We start from the raw sequence: 437 nt of genomic DNA on the forward strand, positions 1-437 counted from the left end.
GTTCCGGCGTCTTTCCCCAGCCCCTGGTGTCGATATGGACAAAGGCGAGCAAAGGCTTTTTCACCGCCCGGGGATCGATGATGGTGACCGTGTTGCGGATGGCGCCGCTGCGACGGAGCCGTTTGACCCGCTCATGCGCTGCGGGTGGCGACAAGCCGACGCGATCGCCGAGTTCGGCGTAGCTGATCGTGGCGTCATCGACCAGGACACCTAATATTCTTCGGTCTATCGCGTCGAGATCGCGGGCCGCCGGCCTGTTCTGCAGAATGCCATCTGTTTCTTCATCCATGGCGAAATTCCTGGTTCTCCGCTGAATAGAATACGGCCATTATGCCGATATGTCGAACATTGATCAACTTGCACCATTGACTGCCCGAGCCCCGATCCCGGCGCTTGCCTATCTGTTGACGGGCTGCATCGCGGTCATCGGCTCGAAC

1 protein-coding gene is annotated in these 437 nt (G+C 59.3%); it reads right to left on the minus strand.

Annotation, left to right across the window (positions count from 1 at the left end):
• Positions 1-289 (minus strand): AsnC family transcriptional regulator (locus EOC94_RS33645; RefSeq protein WP_127295894.1); only part of this gene is annotated, 289 nt, incomplete at its 3' end.
• Positions 290-437 lie beyond the last annotated feature (148 nt).

The sequence above is a fragment of the Mesorhizobium sp. M6A.T.Ce.TU.016.01.1.1 genome (genome assembly GCF_003997065.1).
Classification (GTDB): Bacteria; Pseudomonadota; Alphaproteobacteria; order Rhizobiales; family Rhizobiaceae; genus Mesorhizobium; species Mesorhizobium mediterraneum.